This is a genomic window from Gilliamella sp. Bif1-4, from assembly GCF_001690535.1.
Classification (GTDB): Bacteria; Pseudomonadota; Gammaproteobacteria; order Enterobacterales; family Orbaceae; genus Gilliamella; species Gilliamella bombi.
The window spans coordinates 266,175-291,911 of record NZ_LZHC01000024.1 but is presented as its reverse complement, the minus strand read 5'-3'; the positions used below and the strand labels follow the sequence as shown (position 1 = coordinate 291,911).

Below are 25,737 nucleotides of genomic sequence, written 5' to 3'. Positions count from 1 at the left end.
AGCTTTATTTCGTTATCGGTATATTTTGATGCTGTGATAAGGCAAGCATATTAGCATTGTGGTGCTATAAGCTTGTTTTTTTGCTCTAAAAATCGCTCAGGTAGACCATTGATTTTATTGAAGTTTTTATTTGCGTTTCTAAATAAAATCAAACATTTATAGGCTAGTTTTTTATTACGTTGCATTTGGCTTTTTAAGAAAATCGCTTTTGTTATTTGATGATAGCTATTTTATAACAACTTGTTAATAACAGTCAGTTAATAACAAAAGCGCAAGCTTTTAAGTCGTATCGGTCGGGGTGCTATTTTGATTTTCTGCCATTAAAGCGCAAGGCTCACAGACTTTGCCTGCTCAGCGCCCCAACTTACGCGGGGGCTTTATTCTTTGTTATATTATCCTCTCAAGCACCGTAACCCCCTTCCGCGCCCTAAGGATTAAGAACTAAACGCTAAAAACTAAGGTGCGGTGCAAAGGAGGCCAGTGTGGGAGCTCCTGACACTGCGGCGGTTGACGGTGCCGTAGTACGAGGAGACAGAGAACTGGTAGCTACCTGTTGCGTCGCTCGTCCAGTAGTAGTTGCTGACGAAGCCCGCACCAGTGTAGTTCCCCATGTGGCCCCACTCCGTGAAAAAGCCAGCGCCTATGTGACGCATGTAAATATTATCTGATGAGCTAGGTGTGGCGCCTACTGCGCCTTGACATATACTTCCTGAACCCCAACCAGAACAAACTGCATTGGTTAAATCTCTTACCCGTGGCATTCGATAACCCAAACTATTACACCATGCTAACTGGTCTCTATAAGTTTTCAATTGACCACCACGATGGACGAACCACTGCCTCAACACAAATCCATATTTTACTACCTCAACGCCATATATATCTCTACCCACTAACTCAAACGTCTGCGGTAACTCTGGCTTAGCTATTAGGTTAGGATGAGGATTGTACCATTGATTGCTTGCCTCTGGACCTGTTAGCGTTACGCGAGCTACAACTCCCCTATCTTTATAAGGAATCCAGTAATCATTAGCTACAACATTTGTCACTGTTGCAGTAATTCCCCCCAAAGTAACGGGTTCCCATGTCAAGTCTCTCACATCTATTCCTGTTATAAGTAAATCAAAATATAAATTATGCGCTCCTGTAGTTGGAAAATTGAGGTTGTATGATTCAGGATTGATTGATTGAACTAGGAAGCCCTTCTTAGGATTCCATATGTCAACTGGGCCTGCAAATACGTCATCATCCAAAAATAGATTCGGCCTTACATAATCGATAACTGGCGACGGTATTACTATTGCATCACTACGATTACCTGCTCGAGCTTTTTTACCATTCAATGCCTGTAAATTCGATGAAGATGACAATAATAACAGCCCCAACACCAATAAGCTTTTTCGGGACAATTTCGATAATAAGTTGAGAGATAATTTCGAAGATATAAATAAGTTTTGTGTAAAAACTCGTCGAATAGAATTATTTAATAAATTTAAGACATAGGTTTGCCAGGCCTTGTGCCTTGTGCCTTGTGCCTTGTGCCTTGTGCCTTGTGCCTTGTGCCTTGTGCCTTGTGCCTTGTGCCTTGTGCCTTGTGCCTTGTGCCTTGTGCCTTGTGCCTTGTGCCTTGTGCCAAAATGATACTGCATATCACATTCCTTGTGCTAAGTAATACTTTTTTATTTAAATTTTTATAACTATTCGCTTATTTAATAAGCTTGTTTTCCTATAGCGGTAAAAGTATAGCTATTTAAAAAATAGTTGGCTAGTTTTTTGGCGGACTTTTTTGTAAAGAAATGTAAAGATAAAAACGATTCGGCTTTAGTGATAAGTTAATTTTATAATTAAAATACGGTGTTATCTTTAGGACTTTTTGACTTTTACGGAATGATTAATATTGCTGATAACATCTAAAACACAAACACGCCCAACAGCTCAGTTTGGTGTGCTAACTTTACTTCGTTATTGGCATATTTTGATGCTGTGATAAGGCAAGCATATTAGCATTGTGGTGCTATAAGTGTGTTTTTTACTTTAAAATCTCTCAGGTAGACTATTGATTTTATTGAAGTTTTTTGTTTTTTCTTTTTCTTGGAAATAAACAACTTTTTTGCACTCTTTCCCTATTTGATGCAATATAGTATTCTAGTAGCTATTATTTGAACATACACCAAACCCAATACACCGTGCACACATTTATTTTGTCTTTACGTAAAGTCTTTTACAGCAGTAATCTTCTTTTTAGTCTTCGGATGTTAATTAGTTTAACTGGTTCGACTTTGGTTCCGTGGTATTTTGGGTATACTTCGCTAGTTATTCCCCTTACGCTTGGTGTTGTGGCAGCAGGCTTGACCGAGATCGATACTCGTCTATTAAGCCGTTGTATTAATTTAATTTTTACGTTGATCTGTTTTGCTATTGCCACTTTTTCAGTCGAGTTGTTATTTGATTATCCTGCATTTTTTATTATCGGTTTGGTTTCTTCAACGTTTATTTTTACCATGCTTGGTTCGCTTGGGCAACGTTACGGTGTGATTGCGTTTGGATCACTTTTAATTGCTGCCTATACCATGCTTGGGCATAATTTGTTTACCGATAATTACACCTTACCCTGTTTTTTGCTGTTAGGTGCGCTTTGGTATAATGTTGTTTCGTTAATTGAATCGATCATCCAACCTATTCGCACAACCCAACAATCGCTTTCACAGTGTTTTATTGATTTAGCACAGTATCTTGATGCTAAGGCAGCGATGTTTGATCCTGATGAATCTGACGGTTTTAAAAAACAAACTTTGCAATTAAACAATAGTAATAATCAACTCATTAGTGCTTTTAATAATACCAAACGTTCGCTATTTAATCGTTTAAAAAGCTATCGAGGACAAGCTTATATTAGAAAGTTACTAAGCTATTATTTTGTTGCGCAAGATATTCATGAGCGAGCAAGTTCAGCGCATGGACATTATCAAGCGCTTAGTGTGCATTTTAAACATAGTGATATTTTATTTAGATTTGCTCGTATTTTAAATTTGCAAGCAAAAGCTTGTGCGCAATTGGCAATGACAATTAAGTTAAATCAAACTTATCAGCATGATCCGCTGTTTTCACGTTATTTTTCGTATCTTGAAGAAGCTATTAATCAATATCATGCTAGTCATAAAAGCGATATGCTGATGATTAAAGCGCTTAAAAGTTTACATCAAAATTTGCTTTCTATCGATCTGTTACTTGCTAATATTGATACTGAACAACATTTGCCAAAGGCAGAAGAAGATAATCAGTTAATCGATGAAGAACTAACCAGCTTTTATGCTATTTTTACCAAGATTAGAAACAATTTAACCATAAAATCGGCACTATTTCGTCATGCAATTCGTATGTGTGTGGTGTTTTTGGTTGGTTATATGGTGATTCATTTTTCCGATTTACAGCATGGATATTGGATTATTTTAACCAGTTTGTTTGTGTGTCAACCTAACTATTCAACCACAAAATATCGGTTAAAATTACGGGTAATAGGTACCATTCTAGGGATTATTGTAGGTATTCCTTTGACGTTTTTATTTCCAAGTGTTCCTGAGCAGTTGGTGTTGATTATTATCACTGGTTGGCTGTTTTTTCTATTTAAGAATTCACAATATGCTTACGCTACTGCGTTTATTACGTTACTGGTGTTTTTTAGTTTTAGTTTAATTGGCGAAAGTAGTATTGAAGTTGCGGTCGCACGCATTATTGCAACGTTAATTGGTTGTTTTATTGCATGGTTTGCTGTGAGCTTTATTTGGCCTGACTGGAAGTTTAGAAATCTACCTAAACTCGTTGATCGTGTTTGCCATGACGATAGCCATTACTTAGCGTTAATTGGTCGTCAGTATTTGACTGGTAAAACTAATGATGTTATGTATCGTTTAGCTAGACGTGCGGCACATGATAGTAATGCAGATTTGTCGTCATTAATTAGTTTGATGACTAAAGAGCCACATATAAATCGAGTTGTTATCGATCAGGGATTTCGTTTGTTAACACTTAATCATACGTTAATTAGTTATCTTTCGACTTTAGGTGCGCATCGCGATAAACCTCTTTCAAAACAGACGTTCGATCTATTTGATGATTTGTCGGTCTATATTATTAATCTATTAAGCATTAAAAAGATCGATGGTGAATACCAAGCTATTAAAAAATCCGTTACCGATTATATCGAAACAATTTCGGCTGTTTCAATTGATGATGATAAAACGAATAATGATCTGTTAGTTATGCAACAATTGGCTTTGATTTTGGATATTTTGCCTGAGATTGTTGAGATTGCAACTCAATTGAAATGATGAAATTTTCTAATCGGCTCAGAAAAATAATGTGCCCGACTTAATGCCGAGCATCACACCTTGGAACAAAATAGTCGTGCAGTGGATGCATAAATCGAAAAACAGGAGTACACGAAAATGATGATGCTTTGAAACCAAATACAACAGGCGGTTCATTCTTTAAAATTTTACCTGTCCATTGATATATAAACTCATCTTTTTTATTTAAGCTAGTTAGTGGGTAAAACATGTCACCTTCAGTTATACCTTCAATCTCATTCGTTATTATATTGGAGTCTGAGTCTAATATAATTAAATGTCTTGCTATGATTTCTCCACTTTGGATAAGCTCACTTTTATCTTTGTTGGTATAGTTTTGTATAAAAAAACGAAAACCATTTGCTTCAGCCAAATAACTGTCTACTTTTTTCAAACTATCCATATTTCCCCAAAATGCTACAGCGGTAATCTCATCATCTTCATCAAGAACAGGAAAATCCTGTTCATCAATTTTGTTCCAGAATAAAGGCGTTAATTGCTCTTGCACAAAAGGGTTTTCTTTGCCGATATAAACAAGGCTAGATGGATGGTCTTTAATTATTTTAGAATCTAATTTAAAACCAAACATATAATCAGATAGATAAAAAGGACCGTCACCACTGCTATAAGGATTAACAACAGCTAAAGCTTTTAAACTACTAATAGGAAATGATTTTAAATAATTTTTTTCATAGTCGTAAATAAAAACCGTATCGTCTTCAGATATCCCAACTTCAAAAAAAAATTTAGCACGATATGAATCAGTCAATAAATATTCTTTCTTTTTGTAGTTTTCCTTTTCTCCACTAGGAATTAAAAAGACTCTTTCTTTATACTCTTCATCATATAAATTAATATCGTCAGATAATGAAATGAACATAAAATCAGAGTCATCTTCAATATAATCAATAGATCCTAGCGAATATACTCGAATATCTTTTCTATAACCACTACCATCAAATTCTTTCAATTTATTACGATCAAGGTCTTGAGAATAGCCATAAAAACTCAGTGGCACTAAGATAAAAATCAGAAATAAAAAATAGAACAATTTTTTTATCATCTGTTTATCTGCTCTTTTAACCAGTTTATTTCTTGCGTCCAGATGTCGGGATCAACTGTTTCTAAGATAAGCGGAATTTCATCAATTCTTGGATCTTGCATGATATATTTAAATGCAGTTTCACCAATATTGCCTTTGCCTAAACTGTGATGGCGATCGACATGGCTAGCAAATTCGCTTTTAGCATCGTTTAAGTGCATACCTCGTAAGTATTGAAAACCAACGATTTTTTCGAACTCAGCAAAGGTTTCTTGGCAGGCTTTTTCAGTACGCAAGTCATAGCCAGCGGCAAAAGCGTGGCAAGTGTCAATGCAAACTCCAACTCGGCTTTTGTCTTCGACTTGGTCAATGATTTGCGCAAGATGTTCAAATTTATAGCCTAAGTTAGAACCTTGTCCTGCCGTATTTTCGATAACAGCAACCACATTTTGTGTTTTATCGAGCGTAATGTTAATCGATTCGGCAATGCGTGCTAGGCATTCATCAACCGATATTTGTTTTAGATCGCTTCCTGGGTGAAAATTGAGTAATGTTAATCCTAATTGTTCACAACGTTGCATTTCGTCTAAAAACGCAGTGCGTGATTTTTCAAGCTGTTCACTATCGGGGTGTCCTAAATTAATAAGGTAGCTATCGTGTGGCAAAATTTGTTTGCTGGTAAAGCCATATTTTTCGCAACGTTTTTTGAAGCTGTCGATGATTGTGGGCTCAAGCGGTTTGGCGTGCCATTGTCGTTGATTTTTGGTAAATAACGCAAATGCGGTTGCGCCAATTTGATAGGCGTTAATTGGGGCATTGTCTACCCCACCTGCTGCACTTACATGTGCACCAATGTATTTCATTTTTTGTCCTAATGATGTTGTTAGTTTATGATTAGCGGATAATTAGTTTGAGCCGCTATTGCGTTGTAGCTGATCACGCAAATTAGGTGGCACACCTTTAATAACCAGTGAGTCAATCTGTGGATCCCATTTTATACGTTCACCTAACAAATTTGAATCGAAGCTTAAGGTTAATCCGCCACCGCTGCCCGAGAACTTTTTAAGTTGGCGCAATGCACTACGATCAACGGGAAAAGTATCTTCTAAATCGTATTCACTATTTTTAACAAATTCAATAAAGTTGTTATTGTCGCTTATTGGCAGTTCGTTGGCTAGGTTTTTTAGTTCAATTTCTTCACCAGCTTGTAATTGAGCTTGACAGTAATTGTAGACACTTTCACGTGCGTTGGTTTTGTCTTGTTTGTCAAATTGCATTTCTTGGCAGTAATCATCGACCGCTTTAACCAGTGTTTTGTTTTGTGCTTTCGCATCTAATCCTTCATTAGCACCTAGGTAGTCCATAAAAAAGTCAGATACTTTTCGCCCTACTCTTCCTTTTAAAAAGGTTAAATATCGTTTTGAGTCGGTTTGGGTTTCCCATTCGGTCATGTCTATACGGGCAATAATATCGGCATGGTCAATGTCTAGATATTGCGTTTCGCTAATATCTAAGTCTTCATTAACTAACATACTTAAACAACTATTTAACACCGCAATAATTAAGTATTCAACCGCCAAATAACGATATTGACAAAACACCACCGTTCCTCCTTCTGCAAAAGGATATTTGGCAAGTTCGTTGCGTAGTTGTTTGGTTGATTCTTGGCTGAAATGTAAGAAATCTTGATTGCCTAGCCGTAGTTCTTTTAGTGATTGTTCAAATAAGCTTTCGCTATTAAATAACCCATAGGCTTTGCTTTTGTTATTATAGATGCGGTTGATATCTTCAATTAGATTAACAACCGCTTGCTCGTTGTTGAGCATTGAGTCACGAAGTTGTAGTTCAATTTCGGTGTCGCTTTTTCTAATTAATTTATGCAGTATGATCTTTTCTATTTGTACGCTCATTGGTGAGGTTCCTATTGGATCGCTATAATCATTAAGGACATTATTTTATCAAAGCGCTGAAAAAGTGCTATTAACAATTTGCCAGTCTGTTAAACTAGCACAGTTAAATCACATGAAATCTATACTGAAACGTATAGTTACCTGAAACTTCTTTACAATATTTATCAACGGAAAATTAAAAGCAATGGCTCACTCTATTGATGTTTATAATGATTTTAAAAATAAAAAAATCAGTGCACTATTTTGGCAATATGCGCTGCCAGCAGTGATTGGAACGATTGTTAATACACTTTATAATATTATTGATGGCATTTTTATTGGTCATTGGATCGGGCGCGAGGCGTTAAGTGCTGCTGGTCTTATTTTACCTGTGATGAATTTAGCAGCGGCAATTGGCATGTTAGTTGGAATCGGTTCGGCCAGTCGGATTTCAATTTTTTTAGGTCGTGGTGAAAACGACAAGGCCGAAAAAGTCGCTGGAACATCGTTTATGTTAACGGCTGTGTTAAGCGGAATTACACTTTCTACACTGCTCTATTTTATTGATCCGGTGTTACACTTTGTAGGTTCAAGTCCTGTTAACCATGTTTATGCTAGAGAGTTTTTAGAGATTTTTCTACCCGGTAGTATCTTTTTGACCCTCACTTTTAACTACAACAATATGATGCGTGCAAGTGGTTACCCTTTTAAAGCCATGGTAACTATGTTTGTCAGTGTGATTGCCAATATTATTTTAGCGCCAATTTTTATTATTGGTTTAGGTTGGGGGATGCGTGGGGCTGCACTGGCAACAACGTTGTCGATGATGATTAGCTTTGTGTTTGTTATGCAACATTTTTTAAATAAGAATAGTAATATCAAGCTGTATCGTCGTAATTTTAAGTTGGACTTTTCAATTGCAAAATCGGTTATATCAATCGGTTTATCGCCTTTTTCAATGCAAATGGCGGCATCAATCGTTGTAGTGTTTATTAACTGGCAACTTAATCGTTATGCTCCACTTGCTGGTATATCTGGCGATGATTCAATTGCTGCTTTTTCTAATGCTAACCGGCTTATTACGTTAGTGATTATGATTGTCATTGGTATCAATCAAGGTATGCAACCTATTATTGGTTATAATTATGGTGCTAAAAATTATGATCGCGTTAAAAAGACGTTCTTTTATGCTGTTAAAGTGGCTACAGTGGTGACATCGCTCGGTTTTGTGTTAGGATTTTTTATTCCAGATATGTTGGTGCGAGCTTTTAGTTCCGAGGAAGATTTAGTGCAACTTTCGGCTATTGCATTACGATTTACTACGCTCTCTTTTATTTTTGTTGGATTCCAAATGGTTACCACTAGCTTTTTCCAATGTATTGGTATGGCAAAAATTTCGATTTTTCTGAGCCTTTCAAGACAAATTTTGATTTTGTTACCAGCACTTTATATTTTGCCATTATTTTTTGGCTTCAGTGGCGTTTGGGCCGCTGCACCAACGGCCGATCTGTTATCAACCAGTACAGCTTGCCTTGTGCTTTATTGGTATTTTAAATCACTCAAAGCTAGAAATTATTGTAATTAACACAGCTTTTAAACTGATCAATTAAATAAAAAGATAATGATAATTCCAATATAAATGCAAAGAAAATTACATTTATATTGGAAGAATGTACTAATAAGCAAGTATTAACATAATAAAATTACTCAATGTTTTGTACTTGCTCACGAATTTGTTCTATAAGAACTTTTAATTCAATCGCACTGCCGGTCACATAAGTATTAATTGATTTAGAAGCAATAGTGTTAGTTTCTCGATTAAACTCTTGCATCATAAAATCCAATCTACGGCCTATGGCTTCGTTTTTCTTTAAGATCGAATAAGTTTCTTTAACATGTGTCATTAGGCGATCAAGCTCTTCGGCAACATCAATTCGCTGAGCAATCATCACTATTTCTTGCTCTAGACGAGAATGATCCAGTTCAATATTAGCTTCAGCCAATTTACTTTTTAAACGTTCTTTTTGCCATTCAAGTATTTGCGGCATCCAATTACGAATCTTATCTACTTCTACGGTAATGGCTTCTAAACGTTTAACAATTAAATCACTAAGCGCTTTACCTTCACGTTCTCGTACAGCTTTAAACTCGTCGATAGCTGTATCAAGTAACGCTAGAATTTCTTGTGATATGCTGTCAAGATTTTGTTCTTTTGCCGATAATACGCCTGGCCAACGAAGTACATCAATCGGATTGGCTTGGCCTGATTGGTGCTCTGTTTGAATCCAGTTAGCAGCATTTAAAATTTGCTTAGCAAGATCTTTATTTAACGAAAGCTCTTGATTTTGCGCTGCAGGATCTAATTCAAAGCGTAAATTACATTCGATTTTACCACGAGTTAGACGATTACGGAGTCGTTCACGTATTATCGGTTCAAGTGAGCGAAACTGTTCTGGTAGGCGGATATAGGTTTCTAAATAACGTTGATTAACTGATCGGAGTTCCCATGAGGCGGTTCCCCAAGATTGATTTAACTCTTTTCTGGCATAGGCGGTCATACTGGAAATCATAATTGCTTCCTAAATTTGTAAAAAACTTGCTGGGCATTGTACCACATATTCTGTATAATATGCTCTTAGCTTAGGCTAAACATCAACCTTATCTTGTTGATGTCCTCCTAAATAATTAGCTCAAAAAAGATATTTTTTAATTGTAACATCTGGAGAATTGCATGCGCCCGTTAGGTCGATCTGCGGAACAAGTCCGCCCTATCAAAATAACCCGTCATTATACTAAGCATGCAGAAGGTTCTGTATTAGTTGAGTTTGGTGAAACTAAAGTACTTTGTAATGCCACTATTGATGAAGGTGTGCCGCGTTTTTTAAAGGGTCAAAACCAAGGTTGGGTAACCGCTGAATATGGCATGCTACCTCGTGCAACTCATTCACGAACTCAACGCGAAGCGGCTAAAGGAAAGCAAACCGGTCGCACTATGGAGATTCAACGCCTTATTGCTCGTTCACTACGTGCAATGATCGACCTTAAATTATTAGGTGAATATACCATCACGTTAGATTGCGATGTTATTCAAGCAGATGGTGGCACTCGAACTGCGTCAATTACTGGTGCTTGTGTGGCACTAAATGATGCAATCAACAAAATGGTTATAGATGGTAAAATTAAGCAAAATCCAATTAAATCATTAGTTGCAGCTGTTTCTGTCGGTATTGTCGATGGCCAAGCAGTGTGTGACTTAGAATACATAGAAGATTCAAACGCTGAAACCGATATGAATGTTGTTATGACTGACGATGGTCGTATGATTGAAGTGCAAGGCACTGCTGAAGGCGAACCTTTTAGTCATGACGAATTATTAAAACTGTTAGAGCTAGCAAAAAATGGCATCAAAACTATTATTGATGCACAAAAACAGGCCTTAAAAGATTAATTGGAGAGGATCGATGAAATCATATAAAAGTGAATTTATTGAATTTGCATTAAATAGGCAAGCATTAAAGTTTGGTGAATTCACCTTGAAATCGGGACGCAAAAGTCCCTATTTCTTTAATGCAGGATTATTTAATACAGGTAAAGATCTGGCTTTATTAGGTCGTTTTTATGCAGCCGCACTAATGGATGCTAATTTAGAATACGATGTCATTTTTGGTCCAGCTTATAAAGGTATCCCTATTGTTTCATCAACCGTTGTTGCACTATCTGAACATCATAATGTTGACATTCCTTACTGTTTTAACCGTAAAGAAGCAAAAGATCATGGTGAAGGCGGTAATTTAGTAGGTAGTTCGATCTATCAACAACGCGTTATGTTGGTCGATGATGTTATTACTGCCGGAACTGCTATTCGTGAATCGATGAAAATATTAGCAGATAACCAATCTAAACTTGCTGGCGTACTGATTTGTCTAGATCGTCAAGAAAAAGGTCGAGGTGAACTCTCAGCAATTCAAGAAATTAAACAAACTTATCATTGCAATGTTATTTCAATTATTACGCTTGATGATTTAATCCAGTACCTCTATAAAGATCCAGCTCGAAAAGATCAAGTAACGCAAGTTGAAGCTTATCGGTCTGAATTTGGGATAAAGTAATAACAATTTACTTTTCTATATTTATAAAAACTAAAGCATTGAAAGGTGCTTTTTATTTTCATATTTTATCTAGAAATTTTTTATTATCAGTAAGATAAATTCCACAATAAAGTAAAATAATTGCTTTTATTTTTTTAAGGTTTAATCATCATATCAAGCCTTTTAAATTTTATTTATTATGTAGGAGTTACTCGCGTGGCCTCCTTAGGTAATTAGTGAAGCTACTGTAATGAATCTTCATAAAATAAAATTAACGCCGTGTCACCAACAAGCGATATGGCGTTAATATCATAAAGAAAATTATTATCAATTTGAATAAACGTATTACGGCCATTCATTCAACCGTTTGTAATACAAAAAGACTTCATGAAGCACTAACTCTCCCAGACATATCTTTATATATTTCTAAACCGCCTACACGGCGGTAAACAATTTTATGATAGTTAAAGTATCAAAATAGGTGTTTCTAAATATTGGCCTCGGCGACCTCAGGACTAAGGTCTAAGGTCCAAGGAGCAAACAACATAAGTGCTGTAAAACGGGAAGTACCCATAGAAGTTGCCAAAGTGTGAGCCCACATTGAACGGGTGGCTATCCTTAACCTTAGCAGCTTCCGTCCAGTAGTCGTCGTCGGTATCGCTCATCCAGTAGTTGTCGTCGGTATCGCTCGTCCAGTAGCGGTTGTCGACAAAGTTAGCACCAGTGTAGTCGTACATGCAGCCCCACTCGGAAAAAAAGCCTGCACCAATATAGCGCATGTAATTATTATCTGATGAAGATGGGCTGGCGCCTACAGGAAAACGAACACCTGTACTAACCGCGTTAGTTAAATCCCTGATCCTTGGCATCCGGTAGCCTATATTATTACACCATGCTAACTGGTCACTATGACGTCTACCATTAACATATCCATTGGGATTATCCCGAACGACGAACCACTGCCTCAACACAAATCCATATTTTACTACCTCAATGCCATATCTATCTCTACCCACTAACTCAAACGTTTGCGGTAACTTTGGTACAGCAATTCGGCTAGGATTTGGATTATCCCATTGATTTCTGGCCTCTGGACCTGTTAACTTAACACGGGCGACAACTTTTGCAAAATCCTCCCAAGGAATCCAACCATCATTAGCTACAACATTTGTCACTGTTGCAGTAATTCCCTCATGCGTAACAGGTTTCCATGTCAAGTCTCTCACATCTATTCCTGTTATAAGTAAATCAAAATATAAATTATGCGCTCCTGTAGTTGGAAAATTGAGGTTGTATGATTCAGGATTGATTGATTGAACTAGGAAGCCCTTCTTAGGATTCCATATGTCAGCTGGACCTGCGTATTCGTCATCACCCAAAAATAGATTCGGCCTTGCATAATGGATAACTGCCGACGGTAGCAGTATTGCATCACTACGATTACCCGTTCGAACCTTTTTGCCATTCGCCTGTACATTCCATAAAGAAGACAATAATAACAATATCAATACTAACGGAACTTTTCGGAATAATTTTGATAATAATTTGAAAAATAACTTTGAAGATATAAACGTGGTGGGGTTAAAAATCCAACTAGTGTGTTTATCTGATAAATTTAAGACATAGGTTTGCCAGGTTTGGTGTTTGGTGTTTGGTGTTTAAAATGATAATGCATTACGGTTTACCTGTCAAGTAAATTAATGATTTATTTTAATTTTCATGTTTATTTGATTGTTTAATAAACTATTTCTTTAAGGAGATTAAAGTATAGCTATTTTAAAAAAACTTGGCTAGTTTTTTATGCAATTTTTTAATTAGAATACGGTGTTAGGTTTTGTAATTCTTAACTTTTGTGGAAATAATGAATATTGGTGATAATTTCTAAACCAAGGAATTAGTGAATTACCTAACAACCAATGAACATATAATCCTTACCATGTTATAAGATGTATTACGCCCATAAAATCGCTCAGGTAGAGTATTGATTTTATTTAATTTTTTACTTCTATTAAAATCAACCAGTTATACAGAAATTTCTATTTTTATACAAAAGACCGCCTACACGGCGGTGAAGTTTTATATTAAAATGCGTAATTTTTAAGCGCATTTCTAAACTGCCTACACGGCAGTGAACACCTTGGTTACTGGGTCGAACGTGTCAGCAATTTTCTAAACTGCCTACACGGCAGTGAACTGATGCACTGGGTATTATTAGCCGTAGAGAGGTTTCTAAACTGCCTACACGGCAGTGAACTCGCGTACTCCTCTAAAACTACAAGTTATATTTTTCTAAACTGCCTACACGGCAGTGAACCTGTTTTTTTCGTGACTAAATGACTACTTGTTTTTCTAAACTGCCTACACGGCAGTGAACCTTTCGGATATTTTTCTCCTGAACGATTCACTTTTCTAAACTGCCTACACGGCAGTGAACACATAGTTAACACAAAACTATATTAAAACTACTTTCTAAACTGCCTACACGGCAGTGAATTATCAAAAACGTTTTTTGAATATTTCTTGCTATTTCTAAACTGCCTACACGGCAGTGAACCAAGTCAACCGTTAAGACTCACTTCGTCTACATTTCTAAACTGCCTACACGGCAGTGAACATTTTAAAGGGGACAGGCACGAGAGATAAGTTTTTCTAAACTGCCTACACGGCAGTGAACTAGAAGCTAATATACTATCAATATAGTATGTAAAAAGGCAAATAGGTATTTAGGTTTTAAAAACCCTTTTTTTTGAGATAAATTTAATTTATTGATTTTATTGAATTTTAAAATATAGCTAAAAAAAGGGTTTTTGTTTTTAGATTTTGTTGCTTTGTTATTTCTTAATATTTCCCAAGTTTAAAATTTAAAATACCCATTGGCTGAGTTTTTAATAAACGCCCCAGATGGAAAAATAACAACAAATCAGCTATGCTATAACACCTATAACAGGTAGCTATAAAATGGCTAATATGAAAGTAAAAATCAGTGACTTTCTAATTAGGCTGCACCGATTTTTTATTTAGGAATTTTGAAAAATATGACATCTAATAACGCTAAATCAATCACCGAAACGCAACAACGCGATCAACTACAACGCCAAATTTGGAAAATTGCCGACGAAGTCCGTGGTGCTGTCGATGGTTGGGATTTTAAACAATATGTGCTTGGTTCTTTGTTTTATCGCTTTATTAGTGAGAACTTTGCCAATTATATTGAAGGTGGCGATGAGAGTATCGATTACAGCACATTATCCGACGATGTCATTAACGATGAAGTTAAAAAAGACGCAATAAAAACCAAAGGCTATTTTATTTATCCTAGCCAATTATTTTGTAAAATTGTAGCTGAAGCTAATACCAATCCAAGTTTAAATACTGACTTGGCAAATATTTTTGATGCGATTGAAAGCTCAGCCATTGGTTACCCTTCAGAAAGCGATATTAAAGGGCTATTTGCCGATTTTGATACCACTAGTAACCGATTAGGTAATACAGTTGCCGATAAAAACAAACGGTTAGCTGCGGTACTGAATGGTGTTGCCGAGCTTGATTTTGGTGATTTTGTAGACAATCAAATTGATCTGTTTGGCGATGCTTATGAGTATTTGATTTCTAATTATGCCTCGAATGCAGGTAAATCAGGTGGTGAATTTTTTACACCACCGAATGTGTCCAAGCTGATCTCACAACTCGCCTTACATAATCAAAAAAAGGTCAATAAAATCTATGATCCGGCAGCAGGATCTGGCTCTTTATTGTTACAAGCAAAAAAACAGTTTGACGAGCATATTATTGAGGATGGGTTCTTCGGTCAAGAAATTAACCATACTACCTATAACCTTGCTCGAATGAATATGTTTTTACATAATATCAACTATGATAAATTTGAAATTGCCTTAGGGGACACACTACTTAATCCAAAATTTGGCGACGAAAAGCCATTTGATGCCATTGTTTCTAATCCACCCTATTCAATTAAATGGATTGGTAGTGATGATCCAACATTAATCAATGATGACCGATATGCACCTGCTGGCGTACTGGCACCAAAATCGAAAGCCGATTTTGCTTTTATTATGCATGCATTAAGTTACCTGTCCGAGTGTGGGCGAGCTGCTATTGTTACCTTTCCGGGGATATTTTATCGTGGTGGTGCAGAACAAAAAATTCGCAAATATTTGGTCGATAATGATTTTGTCGAAACTGTAATCTCGCTCGCACCCAACTTATTTTATGGCACATCAATTGCGGTTAATATTTTAGTGCTTGCCAAAAATAAAACCGTCAAGACAACACAATTTATTGATGCTAGCAAACTGTTTAAAAAAGAGACCAATAATAATGTGCTCACTGATGAACATATTCAAGAAATTATGCAAGTATTTGCTAGCAAGCAAGATATCGAATATTTTGCTAAATCAGTCGATAATCAAACCATTGCGCAAAATGACTATAATCTATCAGTCAGTTCATATGTTGAAGCCGAAGATACCCGTGAAGTGATTGATATCACCCAGCTTAATGCCGAAATAAAAGATACGGTAGCTAAAATTGATAGCTTACGTTGCCAAATCGATGCAATTGTGGCGGAGATTGAAGCATGATTAAGAGTAGCAATATAACTGAGTTGCTGAAAGGTGTTAAAGTAGAATTTTTACCTTTATGGAAAGTAACCACATGGGATAAAAAGTTCAATTCTGTAGACAACCACAAACAAAAACACATTATTAAGTACAATTATTTACTTGCTAATGAACTGAAAGTACTTATCTCAAATAATGGAAATGTTAAATTATTGACAACCAATACTTCTGATCTTTGGACAACTGAGAAACTTGCAGGTAAAAGAGTTAGTGAAGGTGAAATTGTTGCCATTCCTTGGGGAGGAAATGCTAATGTTCAATATTATAAAGGTAAATTTCTTACAGCTGATAATCGGATAGCAACCTCAAATAATCCCAATTTACTCAGTAATAAGTACCTCTATTATTTTTTATTAGCAAAAAAAGAGCTATTAAATTCATTTTATCGTGGTTCTGGTATAAAACATCCTAATATGGCACAAGTATTAGATTTACTAATACCAATCCCACCTATTAGTATTCAAACCGAAATCGTCCGTATTTTAGACACATTCACAGCTCTCACAACAGAGCTCACAGCAGAGCTTACTACACGAAAAAAACAATACAACTATTATCGAGATAAATTGTTGACCTTTCAAGAGGATGAGGTTGAGTGGAAGAATTTGGGAGAGATTGCGAAAATTAAAAATGGTAAAGATTGGAAAAAATTAGGTGATGGCGATATTCCTGTTTATGGTACGGGAGGAGTTATGGGCTATGTTAATACACATGCATATAATAAACCGACAGTACTAATTCCACGTAAAGGTTCAATCACAAATATTTTTTATCTTGAATCACCATTTTGGAATGTTGATACAATCTACTACACAGAAATAGATGAAGAAGAAATCATCCCTAAATTTTTTTATTATTATATGAAAACAATAGATCTAACCAAGTTAGATACAGGATCAGGTAGACCAAGTTTAACTAAAGCTATTTTAGATAATATCAATATCCCCATCCCCCCACTCAAGGAACAAGCACGTATTGTTGAAATCCTAGATAAATTTGATGTGCTCACCAACTCAATCACGGAGGGTTTACCGCGTGAGATTGAATTACGCCAAAAACAGTACGAGTACTATCGGAATTTATTATTGAACTTTCCTAAGGTGGAAGATAAATAACACAAGATAATCATAATATGAATAATACACTGATAAATATTGCTGAGCAGATTGATAGAAACGCCCAAAGCACCCAAAAAAGGAAAAATGAAAACAAAGCCCAATTGATTTATGCCTTTAACGGCACCGGTAAAACACGTTTATCGCAAGCGTTTAAAGAATTCATTGTATCGCAGAATAAAGCGGATGAAGAAGACAGTAGTACCTTAACACGGCATAAGATTCTTTACTATAACGCATTTACTGAAGATTTATTCGTCTGGGATAACGATAAATATCAGCAAGGCGAGCATCAGCTAAGCATACAACCCAATTCATTTACGGACTGGATTCTGAAAGAGCAAGGGAAGGAGCAAGATGTGACCAGATACTTCCAGGCTTATACCCAGCAAAACCTAACGCCGCATTTCATTGAGGATTTTTCCGCTATTACTTTCTCGCTTGCAGCGGGTAATGATCAGCGTATTGATAATATTAAAATATCCAAAGGAGAAGAAAGTAATTTAATTTGGAGTATTTTTTTCACCTTGATTAGTTTGGTGATTGCCGATATTGATAAAGAAAGCGAGCGTTCCACTAATGAATTTGACCAATTACGCTATATTTTTATTGATGATCCGGTTAGTTCATTGGACGAGAATCATCTGATTCAATTAGCGGTAGATATTGCCCAATTAATCAAATCCAATAAATCTGACATTAAATTTATCATCACTACCCATAATACACTGTTTTATAATGTGCTTTATAATGAATTGAACTTGTCAAACGGTTATATTCTAAGACGATTAGCAGATGGCTATTTTGAACTAGAAGAAAAAAAAGGCGATTCAAACCACAGTTTTTCCTATCATCTGTATTTAAAACAGTTGCTGCAACAAGCGATTGAGGAAAATAAAATTGAAAAATATCATTTTACCCTATTACGTAACTTATATGAAAAAACCGCCAGTTTTTTAGGCTATCAGCAATGGTCAGAATTATTGCCTGGCGATAAAAAACTTTACTTAACACGGATTATCAATTTTACCAGCCATTCAACCTTATCTAATGAAATGGTTTCCGAACCTTCTGAACCTGAAAAGCAAACCGTTGCATTTTTACTGAATCATTTACTCGAAAATTATAATTTTAAATAGTTGGAATAGAATATGACGACTTATACAAAACCCATCGCCGAAACCAATAGCTATATTATTTTAGATAACTACAATAAACTTGAAGAATCAGCGGCTGTTTATCAGACTGAAACTGATTTAGAAAACGAATTTATTCATGATTTAGCTCGACAAGGTTATGAATACTTACCAAATTTAAATACGCATGAAAAATTATTAGCAAATATTTGCGAGCAGTTGCAAACACTAAACAAAATGCAATTTACCGATGATGAATGGCAACGTTTTGTATTAGAGTATTTGGATAAACCCAATGAATCGATGATCGACAAAAGTCGCAAAATCCACCACGATCATATTTACGATTTTGTTTTTGATGATGGTCATATTCAAAATATCAAACTGTTAGATAAAAAAGATGTCACCAATAATAAATTACAGGTTATCCATCAATTTCAGCAAACAGGTAATTATGCAAATCGTTATGATGTGACTATTTTAGTTAATGGCTTGCCGCTTGTTCAAGTTGAACTAAAAAAGCGTGGTATTGCTATTCGTGAAGCCTTTAATCAAGTACATCGCTATAGTAAAGAGAGTTTTAATCAAGACAATTCACTATTTAAATATTTACAACTGTTTGTTATATCAAATGGTACCGATACCCGCTATTTTGCTAACACGACAAAACGTGACAAAAATAGCTTTGATTTTACAATGAATTGGGCCAATGTTAAAAACGAGCCGATAAAAGATCTAAAAGACTTTACCGCAACTTTTTTTGCCAGCCGAACGCTGTTAAATGTGTTATTGACTTATTCGGTGCTTGATGTGAATGACACATTGTTAATTATGCGCCCTTACCAGATCGCCGCCACCGAGCGTATATTATGGAAAATAATTAGCGCTTATCATGCCAAAAAGTGGAGTAGCTTACAAAGTGGTGGTTTTATTTGGCACACAACAGGTTCTGGCAAAACATTAACCAGTTTTAAAACGGCACGCCTTGCAACCGAATTAGAATTTATTGATAAAGTTTTTTTTGTGGTGGATCGTAAAGATCTGGATTATCAAACCATGAAAGAGTATCAAAAATTTTCAAAAGATAGTGTGAATGGTTCAAATAGTACCGCAGGGCTTAAGCGCAATATTGAGAAAACCGATAATAAAATTATTGTCACCACTATTCAAAAGCTTAATAATTTAATGAAAAGCGATGATAGTTTAGCAATCTATGATAAACATGTGGTATTTATTTTTGACGAAGCGCACCGCTCCCAGTTTGGCGAAGCTCAAAAAAACTTAAAGCGTAAATTTAAAAAATATTACCAATTTGGTTTTACTGGTACGCCGATTATGCATACTAACGCAATCGGAACGCAAACTACAGCGGATGTTTTTGGTCGTGAACTGCACGCTTATGTATTAACCGATGCAATTCGTGACGAAAAGGTACTAAAATTTAAAGTTGACTATAATGATGTGCGCCCTAATTTTAAATCGATAGAGCAAGAACAAGATCTCGAAAAACTTAGCGCTGCTGAAAATAAAAAAGCACTGCTCCACCCAAACCGTATTGAGCAAATCACACAATATATTTTGAATAATTTTAAACAAAAAACCCACCGCTTAATGGGCAAAAGTAAAGGGTTTAATGCCATGTTTGCTGTAAGTAGTGTCGATGCGGCTAAACTCTATTATGAATCATTCAAAAAACTACAAGAAGGTGCAAATCAGCCGTTAAAAGTAGCCACGATATTTTCTTATTCTGCTAATGAAGAACAAGATGCGCAAGGTAATTTTGCCGATGAAAGTTTTGAAATAGATGCCTTAAATCAAAGTGCTAAAGAGTTTTTAGCTTCTGCGATATCAGATTATAATCAGATGTTTAAAACTAACTTTGATGTCAGTAGCGATCAATTTCAAAACTATTATCGTGATTTGTCTTTAAAAGTAAAAAATCAAGAAGTCGATCTATTAATTGTTGTCGGCATGTTCCTTACAGGCTTTGATGCCCCAACACTTAATACCCTATTTGTCGACAAAAACCTGCGGTATCATGGGTTAATTCAAGCCTTTTCACGCACCAATCGTATCTATAATGCCACCAAAACCTTTGGTAATATTGTGGCGTTTCGTGATTTAGAACAAGCTACCATTGATGCAATAAAAACATTTGGTAAAAGTAATACTCATGAAGTAGTGTTAGAAAAAAGCTTTAAGGAATACATGGAAGGGTTTACTGATAAAGATTCAGGTAATTTCCACAATGGCTATCTAGCCATCGTTGCCGAGTTACAAGAAAAGTTCCCACGCCCTGATGAAATTATCAAAGAAAAAGATAAAAAAGAGTTTGTTAAATTATTTGGTGAGTACTTGCGTGCTGACAATGTGTTGCAAAATTATGATGAATTTGTTGCATTAAAAGACTTCCAACAATTAGATATGACAGACGAGCAAGCTGTTTTAGCATTTAAAAACAAGCATTATGTGACTGATGAAGATCTGCAAAAAATGCAAGCTGTTAAACTACCAACTGATCGCGCCATTCAAAATTATCGTTCAACTTATAATGATATTCGTGATTGGCTACGCCGAGAAAAAGAAGCCAATCAACAAGATCAGCAAAGATTTGACTGGGATGATGTGGTTTTCGAAATTGATCTATTAAAATCACAAGAGATCAATCTGGATTATATTCTTGAGTTAATTTATGAACAAAATAAGCAAGAAAAAACCAAACAAGACATTGTCGAAGATACTCAGCGATTAATTCGGTCAAGTTTAGAAAATCGCGCTAAAGAGGAGCTAGTTGTCGAATTTATAAAACAAACCGATCTTGACGCTATTCCAGATAAAGCCTCGATTATTGATGCATTTTTCTTGTATGCACAGCAAGAGTTGCAGGTAGAGCTTAATTCCTTAATTGAAGAGGAAAATTTAAATGAAGCGGCAACAAAACGCTATATTGCCTCATCATTAAAGCGAAAATATGCAACCGAAAACGGTACAGAGTTGAACGAGATTTTACCAAAAATGAGCCCACTGAATCCCCAATATTTAATTAAAAAGAACCGAGTCTTTGAAAAGATCGCCGCATTGGTTGAAAAGTTTAAGGGTGTTGGTGGTGAAATTTAATTATTAACAGTTAAATTCGCTAATAATTAAAGGAAGATGACTGATCGATTTCTTATTCATCTTCCTAATAACTTATCATTCAAACTTACTTTGAGTGATTTTGTATGCAAAATCTTGCATGTTCATAATGATAAATGATTTTTGAAAAATCAAATGGTTCACCTGATGAGGTGTAAAATATTTCTTCAACACAAAGTGCTGGCTCACCTGCTTGTAATCCTAAATATTGCGCCATTTCAGCATCAAGCTTTATCACTTGCATATATTTATCAGAAAAACCAATATTAATATTATAATTTTCTTGAATATAATTGAAAATTGAATTTTCAACGATCTCTTTATTTAAATAACAAATTAACTTTTTGCGATAATATGACTGCTCTAAACCATATAATTTACCTTCAACGTAACGCAGTCGTTTAATAAAATAAACTTCTTCCTGATCATCACATTGCAGATTCTCTTTCACTTTTGCACAGGGCTTGATAATATCAACATTAAGTACTTTTGATGAGCCATAAACATCTTCTAGATCAACTGTAAAACCATGGCTTTGCAAAAAATTGAGATAGCCTCTTTTTTTACGTTCACGAACAAAAATACCGCTACCTTGCACTTGATAAATAACGCCCTGCCGCTCAAGACAGTTAAGTGCTTTAACAATTGTACTACGACTGACCTGATATTGATTAATTAGTCCATCAATATTGGTAAGTTGAGTGCCTTTAGATAATTGCTGTTGATAAATCATCTGCTTTATTTTTTTTGCAACAATCTGATATTTAATCATTGGTATTTGTTTATTATTTGCTAATTGATTTAAATATTATTCTATATAGGTTATTTAAAATTTTAAATTAAATCACATAAAAAGTCGATCTAGATCACAAACAATATAATTGTTAATTAACAATTTTGAAATTGTCTATAAAATAATCTTACTGAATTGCTTTTAAGGAGTTTATGGATGTCATCAAAAATTAGAGATTATAACAAGCTAGCTGTTGATATTTTAAACGAGCTAGGTGGTGAAAATAATATTGTAACTGTTGCACGTTGTGCAACGCGTCTCCGTCTTGTAACAAAAACGACCCCAGATCAAGCAAAAGAAAACATTGCTAAATTGCCGGGTGTTATTACTGTGGTTGAAAAAGGAGGACAAATTCAAGTTGTAATAGGCACAAATGTCGATAAAGTTTATAACGCTTTTACTCAACTGATTAATACTGATAATAAAGTGACTAATGACAATAAAGCAAATATTTTAAATCGTGTTATTGCTACAATGTCAGCTGTCTTTGCACCGTTTGTTTACGTTTTAGCCGCTTCGGGGATTTTACAAGGGATCTTAATTTTAATTAAATTAACTTTCCCTGAATTTGGTGCAACTAGCACTTGTAAGGTTTTTGACTTTATTTCTTGGGCTCCTTTTGTCTTTTTACCGATTTTTATTGCGATTACCGCTTCACAGCATTTTCGTTGTAATCTTTACATTGCGGTGGCTTGTTGTGCCGCGCTACTTTCACCTACTTGGGCAGAATTAGCTACATTAATCAAAACAGGGGAAGAAATCGATTTATTTGGTATTGCGTTATCAGAAACGACCTATAACTCTACTGTGCTACCACCACTTTTTTTGGTGTGGTTACTATCTTATTTAGAACGATTTTTAGAACCCCGATTACATAGTATTATCAAACCGCTTTTAATGCCTTTAATCTGTTTAGTGATTATGGTGCCATTAACACTTCTTGCCATAGGACCAATAACTGCAAATGCAGCTCACTATATTGCCAATGGTTATAATTGGATAGTAAATCTAGCACCTTTCGTTGCTGGTGGGTTGATTGGTGCTGTATGGCAAGTATTGGTTATTTTTGGTATACATTGGGGAATTACACCTGTCATCATTGAAAATATTAATCAATATGGACAAGATTCTTTCCAAGCATTTCAAACTATTGCCGTAATTGGTCAAGTGGGTGCAGCTTTAGGTTTTTATATAAAAACTAAAACACAAGATATGAAAGGTGTTTCATTATCCGCATTTATCACCGGTTTATTTGGTATCACTGAACCGGCTATTTATGGTGTAAACTTGCGCTTTAAAAAACCATTTATTTATGGATGTATCTGCGCATCTTTGGGTGGCATTGTTGCTGGATTTTTTACACCTTATTACTACACTTATGCAGCACTACCAGGACCATTAACCATTGTCAATGCCATTAAACCCGATAATATGAGTTCATTTTTTGGTGTAGCAATTGGTTCAGCAATTGCATTAATTGGACCTGTAATTTTAATCCAAATTTTTGGTACTGGCGAAACCATACAAGATACGGTCAATAACCAAGAGACTATCAATAACGAAGATGATAACCCTAAAATCCTTCTTGACGAAGTTGATATCACAAGCCCAATGACTGGTCACGCTTTACCACTAAGCGAAGTGCCCGATCCTGCTTTTTCACAAAAACTCATGGGAGAAGGGATTGCAATTGAACCTACTGATAATCACGTTTATGCGCCTTTTGATGCCGAAGTAACCGCAGTATTTGAAAATTCTAAACATGCCATTGGGTTAACATTAGATAATGGTGTTGAATTGTTAATTCACGTGGGTATTGATACAGTTAATTTAACTAACAATGAATTTGAATATCATGTTGAATTACATCAAAAAGTAAAAAAAGGTGATTTGCTAATCAGCTTCAATCCTGAGGCCATTAAGCAAGCAGGTTATCCATTAATTACCCCAATTATTATTGTTAATACCGATCTGTATCAACAAATTTCATTAACCGATAAAACACAAGTGACAGTTGATGATATCATATTTAACATTAAGCAATAACAAGGAATAAAAAATGACTACAAAACCATTTTTATGGGGCGGTGCTTTAGCCGCTCACCAATTTGAAGGCGGTTGGAACGAAGGCGGTAAAGGCCCAAGTGTTGTAGATGTTATGACCGCAGGTGCTCATGGCGTTCCAAGACAAATCACTCAAGATATCGAAGCAGGTAAATTTTATCCGAATCATACTGCAATTGATTTTTATCATCATTATAAAGACGATATCAAACTTTTTGCCGAATTAGGCCTTAAATGTTTACGCACCTCGATTGCTTGGACTCGAATTTTTCCAAAGGGTGATGAACTTGAACCAAATGAAGAAGGCCTTCGCTTTTATGATGATGTTTTTGATGAACTAATAGCTCACGGCATTGAACCAGTTATCACCTTATCGCATTTTGAAATGCCGTTACATATTGCTCGCCATTATGGAGGTTTTAGAAACCGTAAGACAGTTGAATTTTTTGAGCGCTTTGCTACTGCATGTTTTGAACGTTATAAAAATAAAGTTAAATACTGGATGACATTTAACGAAATCAATAATCAAATGGATACTAGTAATCCTATCTTCTTTTGGACTAACTCTGGCGTACAAGTTAAACCTGATGAAAATCCGCAAGAAGTTCTGTACCAAGTTGCACACTATGAACTGTTAGCCAGTGCTAAAGCAGTAATAGCAGGTAAAAAAATTAATCCTGATTTTCAAATTGGTTGTATGGTATCGCATGTGCCAATTTATCCATATTCTTGTAATCCTGAAGATATGATGGCTTCAGAGATTGCCATGCATCAACGATTCTTCTTCCCTGATGTTCACGTTCGTGGTTACTATCCAGCTTATGCATTAAAAGAGTTTGAGCGTGAAGGATATAAACTCGATATTACCGAAGAAGATTTAGGTTATTTGAAAAAAGGTACGGTTGATTACATTGGCTTTAGCTATTATATGTCTACTGTCGTTAAAGCTGATGCCAAAAATGATAATCGTGACAACATAGTTAACGGTGCACTACCTAATGCGGTTGAAAATCCTTATATAAAAAGCAGCGATTGGGGCTGGCCAATTGATCCTGAAGGTTTACGTTATACACTTAATCGTCTGTATGATCGATATCAATTACCGCTATTTATTGTCGAAAATGGTTTTGGTGCAATTGATGAACTCGAAAACGGTAATCAAATACACGATAAACCACGTATTGAATACTTAGGTGCCCATATCAAAGCCATGCAAACCGCTATAGATTATGATGGTGTTGATGTAATGGGTTACACTGCTTGGGGAATTATTGATGTTGTATCATTCACTACGGGCGAAATGAAAAAACGTTATGGCGTAATTTATGTTGACCGTGATAATGAAGGTAACGGTAGTATGAAACGCTATAAAAAAGACTCTTTCGAATGGTACAAAAAAGTCATTAGTACTAATGGTGAAAGTTTGAAATAATCATTATTAGCTAGCTATCATTTGTTATGAGGATGTTGGAAGGTTTTGCCTGCATCC

At 35.6% G+C, this 25,737-nt stretch carries 17 protein-coding genes and 1 CRISPR repeat array; of the genes, 10 read left to right on the top strand and 7 right to left on the bottom strand.

Going from position 1 to position 25,737, the window contains the following annotated elements:
- Positions 1 to 455: 455 nt before the first annotated feature.
- Positions 456 to 1,649, bottom strand: coding sequence for a hypothetical protein (locus tag A9G25_RS04120; protein ID WP_065625854.1), 1,194 nt, complete (start codon positions 1,647 to 1,649; stop codon positions 456 to 458).
- Positions 1,650 to 2,186: 537 nt separating this feature from the next.
- On the opposite strand from A9G25_RS04120, the gene yccS reads away from it, so the two are divergent.
- Positions 2,187 to 4,328, top strand: coding sequence for a YccS family putative transporter (gene yccS / locus A9G25_RS04115; RefSeq protein ID WP_065625853.1), 2,142 nt, complete (start codon positions 2,187 to 2,189; stop codon positions 4,326 to 4,328).
- A 40-nt stretch (positions 4,329 to 4,368) separates the two neighbouring features.
- On the opposite strand, the gene A9G25_RS04110 is transcribed toward yccS, so the two are convergent.
- From A9G25_RS04110 to yejK, 3 genes are read right to left on the bottom strand one after another with little or no spacing between them, the layout of a single operon-like run.
- Positions 4,369 to 5,409 carry a hypothetical protein gene (locus A9G25_RS04110; RefSeq protein ID WP_065625852.1) on the bottom strand — a complete coding sequence of 347 codons (1,041 nt, stop codon included), beginning with the start codon at positions 5,407 to 5,409 and terminating at the stop codon, positions 4,369 to 4,371.
- Positions 5,406 to 6,251: a deoxyribonuclease IV gene (gene nfo / locus A9G25_RS04105; protein ID WP_065625851.1), complete on the bottom strand. Its 846-nt coding sequence runs from the start codon at positions 6,249 to 6,251 to the stop codon at positions 5,406 to 5,408. Before nfo ends, A9G25_RS04110 begins: the two co-directional genes overlap by 4 nt.
- A 42-nt stretch (positions 6,252 to 6,293) precedes the next feature.
- Entirely contained in the window at positions 6,294 to 7,298 is a 1,005-nt protein-coding gene (gene yejK / locus A9G25_RS04100; protein ID WP_065625850.1) for a nucleoid-associated protein YejK, read from the bottom strand.
- Positions 7,299 to 7,482: 184 nt separating this feature from the next.
- Here yejK and A9G25_RS04095 point away from each other — a divergent pair, with 184 nt between their 5' ends.
- Positions 7,483 to 8,862 carry an MATE family efflux transporter gene (locus A9G25_RS04095; protein WP_065625849.1) on the top strand — a complete coding sequence of 460 codons (1,380 nt, stop codon included), beginning with the start codon at positions 7,483 to 7,485 and terminating at the stop codon, positions 8,860 to 8,862.
- A gap of 118 nt (positions 8,863 to 8,980) precedes the next feature.
- Here the strand turns inward: A9G25_RS04095 and A9G25_RS04090 are convergent, their stop codons facing one another.
- The gene (locus A9G25_RS04090; RefSeq protein WP_065625848.1) at positions 8,981 to 9,847 is read right to left on the bottom strand and encodes a YicC/YloC family endoribonuclease; all 867 of its coding nucleotides are present in this window, start codon (positions 9,845 to 9,847) and stop codon (positions 8,981 to 8,983) included.
- A 161-nt stretch (positions 9,848 to 10,008) separates the two neighbouring features.
- On the opposite strand from A9G25_RS04090, the gene rph reads away from it, so the two are divergent.
- Positions 10,009 to 10,725, top strand: a complete 717-nt coding sequence (gene rph / locus A9G25_RS04085) for a ribonuclease PH (RefSeq protein WP_065625847.1) — start codon at positions 10,009 to 10,011, stop codon at positions 10,723 to 10,725.
- Between the two features lie 13 nt (positions 10,726 to 10,738).
- On the top strand, positions 10,739 to 11,386 hold the full coding sequence (pyrE, locus tag A9G25_RS04080) for an orotate phosphoribosyltransferase (RefSeq protein WP_065574840.1): 648 nt from the start codon (positions 10,739 to 10,741) through the stop codon (positions 11,384 to 11,386).
- A gap of 494 nt (positions 11,387 to 11,880) precedes the next feature.
- Here pyrE and A9G25_RS04075 read toward each other — a convergent pair whose 3' ends face one another.
- Positions 11,881 to 12,867, bottom strand: coding sequence for a hypothetical protein (locus A9G25_RS04075; RefSeq protein WP_065625846.1), 987 nt, complete (start codon positions 12,865 to 12,867; stop codon positions 11,881 to 11,883).
- 604 nt (positions 12,868 to 13,471) lie between these two features.
- Positions 13,472 to 14,039: a CRISPR direct-repeat array (repeat unit 28 nt; unit sequence TTTCTAAACTGCCTACACGGCAGTGAAC).
- A 361-nt stretch (positions 14,040 to 14,400) separates the two neighbouring features.
- Between A9G25_RS04075 and A9G25_RS04070 the strand changes: the two genes are divergently transcribed.
- The 4 genes from A9G25_RS04070 to A9G25_RS04055 are packed head-to-tail and all read left to right on the top strand — an operon-like array spanning position 14,401 to position 21,373.
- Positions 14,401 to 15,966, top strand: coding sequence for a type I restriction-modification system subunit M (locus A9G25_RS04070; protein WP_218057528.1), 1,566 nt, complete (start codon positions 14,401 to 14,403; stop codon positions 15,964 to 15,966).
- Entirely contained in the window at positions 15,963 to 17,120 is a 1,158-nt protein-coding gene (locus A9G25_RS04065) for a restriction endonuclease subunit S (protein WP_065625845.1), read from the top strand. The genes A9G25_RS04070 and A9G25_RS04065 overlap by 4 nt, the downstream gene beginning before the upstream one ends.
- Positions 17,121 to 17,137: 17 nt before the next feature.
- A complete protein-coding gene (locus tag A9G25_RS04060) occupies positions 17,138 to 18,259 on the top strand; it encodes an AAA family ATPase (protein WP_065625844.1) in 1,122 nt (373 codons plus the stop codon).
- Between the two features lie 12 nt (positions 18,260 to 18,271).
- Entirely contained in the window at positions 18,272 to 21,373 is a 3,102-nt protein-coding gene (locus tag A9G25_RS04055) for a type I restriction endonuclease subunit R (protein WP_065625843.1), read from the top strand.
- Between the two features lie 85 nt (positions 21,374 to 21,458).
- Here the strand turns inward: A9G25_RS04055 and A9G25_RS04050 are convergent, their stop codons facing one another.
- Positions 21,459 to 22,163 (bottom strand): GntR family transcriptional regulator, encoded by a 705-nt coding sequence (locus A9G25_RS04050; protein WP_065625842.1) that lies wholly within the window; start codon positions 22,161 to 22,163, stop codon positions 21,459 to 21,461.
- A gap of 177 nt (positions 22,164 to 22,340) precedes the next feature.
- Here A9G25_RS04050 and A9G25_RS04045 point away from each other — a divergent pair, with 177 nt between their 5' ends.
- Both A9G25_RS04045 and A9G25_RS04040 read left to right on the top strand, forming a co-directional pair.
- A complete protein-coding gene (locus tag A9G25_RS04045) occupies positions 22,341 to 24,230 on the top strand; it encodes a glucose PTS transporter subunit IIA (RefSeq protein WP_065625841.1) in 1,890 nt (629 codons plus the stop codon).
- 13 nt (positions 24,231 to 24,243) lie between these two features.
- Complete coding sequence (locus A9G25_RS04040; RefSeq protein ID WP_065625840.1) at positions 24,244 to 25,680, top strand: 6-phospho-beta-glucosidase; 1,437 nt, start codon at positions 24,244 to 24,246, stop codon at positions 25,678 to 25,680.
- The last annotated feature ends 57 nt before the right edge of the window (positions 25,681 to 25,737 follow it).

Bases quoted from the DNA above. Each gene is read 5' to 3' on its own strand.
- A9G25_RS04120 (WP_065625854.1), bottom strand. From the start codon at position 1,649: ATGCAGTATCATTTTGGCACAAGGCACAAGGCACAAGGCACAAGGCAC.
- A9G25_RS04110 (WP_065625852.1), bottom strand. From the start codon at position 5,409: ATGATAAAAAAATTGTTCTATTTTTTATTTCTGATTTTTATCTTAGTG.
- nfo (WP_065625851.1), bottom strand. From the start codon at position 6,251: ATGAAATACATTGGTGCACATGTAAGTGCAGCAGGTGGGGTAGACAAT.
- yejK (WP_065625850.1), bottom strand. From the start codon at position 7,298: ATGAGCGTACAAATAGAAAAGATCATACTGCATAAATTAATTAGAAAA.
- A9G25_RS04095 (WP_065625849.1), top strand. From the start codon at position 7,483: ATGGCTCACTCTATTGATGTTTATAATGATTTTAAAAATAAAAAAATC.
- A9G25_RS04090 (WP_065625848.1), bottom strand. From the start codon at position 9,847: ATGATTTCCAGTATGACCGCCTATGCCAGAAAAGAGTTAAATCAATCT.
- rph (WP_065625847.1), top strand. From the start codon at position 10,009: ATGCGCCCGTTAGGTCGATCTGCGGAACAAGTCCGCCCTATCAAAATA.
- pyrE (WP_065574840.1), top strand. From the start codon at position 10,739: ATGAAATCATATAAAAGTGAATTTATTGAATTTGCATTAAATAGGCAA.
- A9G25_RS04070 (WP_218057528.1), top strand. From the start codon at position 14,401: ATGACATCTAATAACGCTAAATCAATCACCGAAACGCAACAACGCGAT.
- A9G25_RS04065 (WP_065625845.1), top strand. From the start codon at position 15,963: ATGATTAAGAGTAGCAATATAACTGAGTTGCTGAAAGGTGTTAAAGTA.
- A9G25_RS04060 (WP_065625844.1), top strand. From the start codon at position 17,138: ATGAATAATACACTGATAAATATTGCTGAGCAGATTGATAGAAACGCC.
- A9G25_RS04055 (WP_065625843.1), top strand. From the start codon at position 18,272: ATGACGACTTATACAAAACCCATCGCCGAAACCAATAGCTATATTATT.
- A9G25_RS04050 (WP_065625842.1), bottom strand. From the start codon at position 22,163: ATGATTAAATATCAGATTGTTGCAAAAAAAATAAAGCAGATGATTTAT.
- A9G25_RS04045 (WP_065625841.1), top strand. From the start codon at position 22,341: ATGTCATCAAAAATTAGAGATTATAACAAGCTAGCTGTTGATATTTTA.
- A9G25_RS04040 (WP_065625840.1), top strand. From the start codon at position 24,244: ATGACTACAAAACCATTTTTATGGGGCGGTGCTTTAGCCGCTCACCAA.